At 45.5% G+C, this 5,739-nt stretch carries 3 protein-coding genes and 2 pseudogenes; all 5 read right to left on the bottom strand.

Features of this window, described 5'->3' with window-relative positions:
• Window positions 1-378: 378 nt before the first annotated feature.
• On the bottom strand, window positions 379-1,638 hold the full coding sequence (locus LHW48_07910; GenBank protein ID MCB5260376.1) for an McrC family protein: 1,260 nt from the start codon (window positions 1,636-1,638) through the stop codon (window positions 379-381).
• 166 nt (window positions 1,639-1,804) lie between these two features.
• Window positions 1,805-2,308, bottom strand: a pseudogene (locus LHW48_07905) (AAA family ATPase).
• A gap of 1,500 nt (window positions 2,309-3,808) precedes the next feature.
• Window positions 3,809-4,264 (bottom strand): annotated as a pseudogene (locus LHW48_07900) (EVE domain-containing protein).
• 666 nt (window positions 4,265-4,930) lie between these two features.
• Window positions 4,931-5,284 carry a hypothetical protein gene (locus LHW48_07895; protein ID MCB5260375.1) on the bottom strand — a complete coding sequence of 118 codons (354 nt, stop codon included), beginning with the start codon at window positions 5,282-5,284 and terminating at the stop codon, window positions 4,931-4,933.
• A 227-nt stretch (window positions 5,285-5,511) separates the two neighbouring features.
• Window positions 5,512-5,739 (bottom strand): hypothetical protein (locus LHW48_07890; GenBank protein ID MCB5260374.1); only part of this gene is annotated, 228 nt, incomplete at its 5' end.

Below are 5,739 nucleotides of genomic sequence, written 5' to 3'. Positions count from 1 at the left end.
TGCAAAGTGACAATGAAATCTGCAAATTGTGCAGCGAAAAATGCAAACTGTCGCATCGTAGCTCATCCTTACTCATCCTTTCCAAGACCCCTCTGAGTAGTTTTTGACAGGCTTTCTGCAAATTAGATCACCGAAAAATGCAAATTCTGACAGGGTTTCTGCAAATGAAAAAGGCTAGCCCCAGCATGAGATGACTATGATGTAATACTGGTCAAGTGCTTATGGCACACTTAGATCATGCCGCTTCTTTCTATCAGCATGATATGAAGGACTTGTATCTCAATCATGCATATTTCGCATATCAAATATGAAATATCACACCTTAAAGAATGCGGGATTTTGTCCTAACGAAGTAATCCACTTCACATATCTTCCTCCTTACACTGCTTCCATCCAGTCTATAACAGCCTGAAAGATGGTTTCCTGCCATTTCTTGATGTTTGAGCCAACACCCAACTGAATAAGGCTACAAGATACAGAATCGGCCCAATCTGTTCTGAGGGCGTAGCTACCGCTTTGCACGCTGTTGTTATGACCAGGATACACCAATGCGTTTCTGGCAGAGCGGAAGAACTGGGAATAGGCGAATAGCTGTTGCAGATCAGAAGGTGAGGGTCCGGCACCTGCGACGTCTTTCCACTTGGTATCCAATACATATCTGCATCCATTATCATTGTTTTCCAGATAGATATCCGGCCGCAAATACCTTCTGCAAGATCCTGTCGCCCAAAAGTCTGTGGAGTGTTGCCCTCTCACCGAATATGGAGCCGAGTTGACCAGGAACTGCTTTCTCAGGCTGTGATAGATGAAGCTTTCCCAGAGTAGGTTCATGTCGAACATCAAGGCCAGGACGGTGTTTGCCCCTGCAGTGAGGTCCGGGTGAAAGCCCAATAGCAGCAGCCTGGCAATCTCGATCGCGGTGCGGTAGCCTTCGGTTTTTCTGGTATAGACAAGCTTGTTGAAGGTACTTTCGGAGATGTTTTGGCTGGATACTTGGGGAAAATTGAGTTCCAAAGCTCCAATCCGGTTGTGGATCTGGGTGTCTTGGGAGAGCAGGCGGATCAGGGTGACAGCCTGGCTGATTATCCTGTGCCAGACGTGATCCTGATCATACACGGAGGTATTGGTGAGGAATCTTTCTTGATGCACCAGATTCTTGGCCAGATGCCTAGGAAAGTCCAGCGAGCCCTTGAGCGAAGTCTGGTTAAGGCTTTGCCTGCGATATTGTTTGATCAGGCCGGTGCGGATCAGGTATTCCACTTCTGTGATGAAGAGATCGAAATAGAGTTCAAGGATCGAGTTTGAACTCAGGGTCAGCATACTGGTACTGGGTGCAGAAACCCTGAACATACCAACTTCCCGAAGCATGCCGATCAGCAAGTCCCGCCAAGCATTTACATCACCACCATTGCGATCCAGCTTTGGCAAGACCTCGATCTGGATGCCATCCACCTGGATAACTCCCACATATTCGCAGAATTCAACTCCGTTGTGAATCAGATTGTAATACCGGGTCTTACTGGAGGAGTGAAAGCGTTCCAAAGACTCCAGAAGAGTCTCTGTGAAAGGCACTCCGTTATACTCGCGGCCTGTTTTAAGCCGGTCATACTCGAACACGCTGATCTTGTTAGGCTTCATCGCTCGCTTTCATCAGAACCCGCAGCGCTCTCCGGAAGGCATCGTCATCCATATCATCCCGGCGAACCAAGGTGTAGCGGACGTGGTCATTGAACTCATCATTATCGGGCGAGGGTTTAGCAAAAATTGACTGGGTAACCGGGCTTGACTTCACAAAACCTCTACCCAGTACCAGTTCGATCCTGCCGAAATTGCCATAGAAATACTCCTGCAGGAGAGGAATAATCTCATCGAAAAACACGGCTTTTAGACTACTCTCGCCATTAGCTACCCTCAAGAAATAGCTGTGTCCGATGGCATGGTCTTTATCTAATAAGCCCTCAATCCTTTGGTTGATGGTACTCAACAGGCCGGCAAGATCGATTCCCTGCTCTTCTTTGCCAGCCAGAAGGATGTAATCCGGGGTCATCTCGCAGAAGCTGAATCTGCGTCTGAGGGCTGTATCCAGAGCCTCCACGCTGCGGTCTGCGGTGTTCATGGTGCCAATGATATACAGATTTGGTGGTACTGAGAACTTCTCTTTGCTGTAGGGCAAAGTCACTTCCAGGGCTTCCTTCATTCCGGAGCGTTTATCCGGCTCGATCAGAGTGATGAGTTCGCCGAAGATCTGGGAAACGTTGCCGCGGTTGATCTCGTCGATAATCAGGACCTTAGGTGCTTGAGGTGAATCGATGATTCTCTCTTCAATTCCATCGGTGTCACTCGTTTCCACGTTTGCTACAAGGTCATCAGGAGACGCAGTTTGCAGGCTATCAGATATCTGGACGATCTTGCTCCATATAGCCCTGTATGCGGAACTGTGCCACTTGCCTGTAATCTCATCGATGTCTTTACTTGAAGAAGTATTAGGATCTCTTCCCGATAAGAATAACTTACGCAATGCCGGCACGTCAATTTCATAGGTTCGATTATCCGGGCTGCTGACAACCAATGTATTATTAGACAGTATCCTGACTACTTCCAGCGGACGATCCATTTTTGTTTGCAAGAGATATTTCTCTTTGTGGGATAGTTTATCTCTGATCTCTTCAATTAGAAGCTCATAGAGTGTTTCAAAATCTTCCGGACTGTTTCCAGCCCCTGAAAAAGCGTCTTGAATACTATGTTCGAAGCCGTATTTATCAATCAATAGCCTCAGCACACCCAGGAAATAGCCCTTGTCGTATGGGGGGACATCCTCTCCAATCGCGTGGGAATAGATGTTTTGCCTTGTTATGGTTACACTTGGCTTGAACTCTGGAGCAGTATGCACTGTTAGATTGCCATTACCATTCAGGGATATTCCAAACTCAGTTCCGTTGGGCGTCCAGACCTTCATCACAGGCTCCGGCATAGATTTCAGATCAGAGCAGAGTCTGGCGTATGCCTGGTCAAAACTGTTATCGACGGAGGGCTCTGGCTCAGCGCTACGCAGTTTCAGGATTTCATCGATCAGAATTTCTTCATAAGATATGAGATTGGGCCTCTTTCGCTTTCTGTAAACCAGTAGCAATTCATTTTTTGATATCTGACTTGGTGTACGCTTTGACCCTGCTCGAACCATGATACCCAACCTGTTAGCAGTCCTATAAACATCAAAAGGATTTCCTCTTACAGTGTACAGAATCACTCTGGAACGTTTAGTTTCGCTATCATCAGGCAGGGTTTCAAGATAAGCATCATACAGCCTACTGAAGTCCTGATCACTGATGGAGGCGATACCGTCCTCTCTGGGTATTGATACCTTGGGATACGGGACTAAAGCCCTCAAATTTTCCTGAGAGGATTGCTCACAGATTGTTTTAAAGATACCCGGCAGCACATTATAACTGAGGGAGCCATCCTTTCTGGAGACTGGTTTTATCCCCTCGATGAAATCCTCATAGCTCATGCTCTGATGGAAAGTAGTGAAGACGATCCTTCCCTCATCAACCAATTTCCGGTACCTTGCTGTCAGAGCGTCCCTAGTCAGGTATTTTCTCTTCAATTTCTCTTCAGATATGCTGTCTGCGATGGCAACTGCCTTGTTGATAGTGTTATAGGTCTTTCCTATGCCAGGAGGGCCGTACAGGATCAGGTTGAGCGGATGCTTGGTTCTATGTTCGAAATTTGGTCTTGGTGGATTATCCATAAACTCCCTGTCTTTTATGGTGCCCTTTTCGGAACTTGAAGCTTGAGCCAGCCTTTCCAATGTCTCATACTGCTTCTTGGTAGCTGTGAAATTAGTCCCCTGCAGACCAACATTTAGGTTGGTCAACTCCGGGATTTCAGATATTCTGGACTTTAGTATAGGGTTTTTAGCAAGATTATACCTTACAGTTATCTCGACCATAAGTTCAGGCTGTTCCTCAGACTGATCCTTCCGAAAACCTTGTTCCCAATAGTCGCTTGTGGTGACTTGTACGTCCGAGGTTACTTCTGCTAAAGCGTAGCATCCAGCGTCAGTGCCAGTGACCCATAATATGACTCTGTCTCCAATTCGAATCTTGTTCTTATGTGCAACGACTCTCCACTTGATTGGGCGTTCCGTGCCTAACGCACCAGCAATATCGTAATATTGAGGATTGCATTGGAATACCCAGTAAGAGGCTGTATTTTCCTGCTGATACTTGATACAAGCCTTACCGGATATCTCATAAAATGGCATCTCAGACTTATCTTTGATTGTCTCAAGAATCTTCTGATAACCTCTGTATGTGTCAAAATTCAAATCAATTTGCAGATCTTCTCTCAAATATGGTTTTGTTTGGGCGTCGATACACATGAAGTGTTCAGGATCAACCAAGAAAAGTGCCTCTGTCAGTTTTATAATTCCCATCCCTGGTATCCTTAGAATATCCTCGAAATCTTGATCTTCTAGTTTATACTCAATTGCCTTGAAAAAAAACGACCATAAGCGGTCGATCTCGTCATTTACTCTCGTTGCCTTATCCTGGAACATTCGTATGTACAGGTTATAGGTAGTAGGGACTCCTTCAACATCTGTTGGAGTATGAATATTCAAACTCTTTGCAATGTTCTGTAAGACTTGGAGTCGTTTTTGATCTCCGTATTTATAGATGAAAAAGAAGAACGAAAAAGGATCTATCTCTTCAAGTTTGATCTTCTGTCCCTGAACATCTTGATCATTTAGTCCATCAACCCCAGATTTCTCCAATTCGGCGATCAATTCCGGTTGCCTGTCCTTCATATTCTTGAGATACTGCACGATCTCTTTGTGCGTTTGGACCCAGGTAAATTTGCTCGATTCAGCCATTCTATCTCCCTTTTTCAATCAAATAATGGTTATCTTAGTGTTCATATTCTGCGATCTCTAATCCTCAATTATTCTCTCATCCATGACAGCACTGATGATTCGTTCTTTGACGGCTTCCCAGCTTCGCCCCTGAAGATCGAGGATCTCAATTTGCTCATTATCTGCGTCACGAAAATAGGTAAGCGATCTGATGAGATGCCAGAGCTCTGCCATCGGATACTTTTGAGTGAAGAAATCCAGCATTTGCCTCAGTGTGAAATGCAGAAGTAAAGCCTCCACATCCCAAAAATCCTTCTTGCTTCCTCGGCCTGAGACCGCGTTGAGCTTAAAGGCAGCAAGGTCTTTCAATCCAGCCACCCGGATGCCATCGATCTGCGCAGGCGGCTCCAGCAATTTGTAAGGATGATACAAAGACCGACTCCATGCCACGCATCCCATAAGACAAAGTGCCAAGCCGGACCATGCCATAAACCACATAGAGCCATGGCTATCATAGGTACGAAGAATATCTGCTATGTCTTTGCGCTACTGATCTTTGACAGAGGGAAGAACAGATAATCCCTGATCCAATCGGAAATTGATATATGCTCTCTGCACCAAAATGACTTGATCTAGGCTAGACAAGAAATTTTACTGTACTAACGCAGAACAACAGCTAATGAGTCTGCGAATACATCTGTGAATAGCATCGCCCCATTATCGTTCAGATGACCAGCGTCTTTGAACAGTTGTGGTTTATAACTGAACTGCGGAGTCTCACCATAGAGCATAACTGGAATATTGTAATCCATGGCAATGGAATGAATGACATCCATACCAATAGGCTTGCTAGGGACATAGGATGGTGAGTAGCTGAATATCAGATC

It is taken from the genome of Candidatus Cloacimonadota bacterium, assembly GCA_020532355.1.
Classification (GTDB): domain Bacteria; phylum Cloacimonadota; class Cloacimonadia; order Cloacimonadales; family Cloacimonadaceae; genus UBA5456.
Note: the sequence above shows the minus strand (reverse complement) of the source record. Positions and strands in the feature narration are given on the sequence as shown.

Bases quoted from the DNA above. Each gene is read 5' to 3' on its own strand.
- LHW48_07910 (MCB5260376.1), bottom strand. From the start codon at position 1,638: ATGAAGCCTAACAAGATCAGCGTGTTCGAGTATGACCGGCTTAAAACA.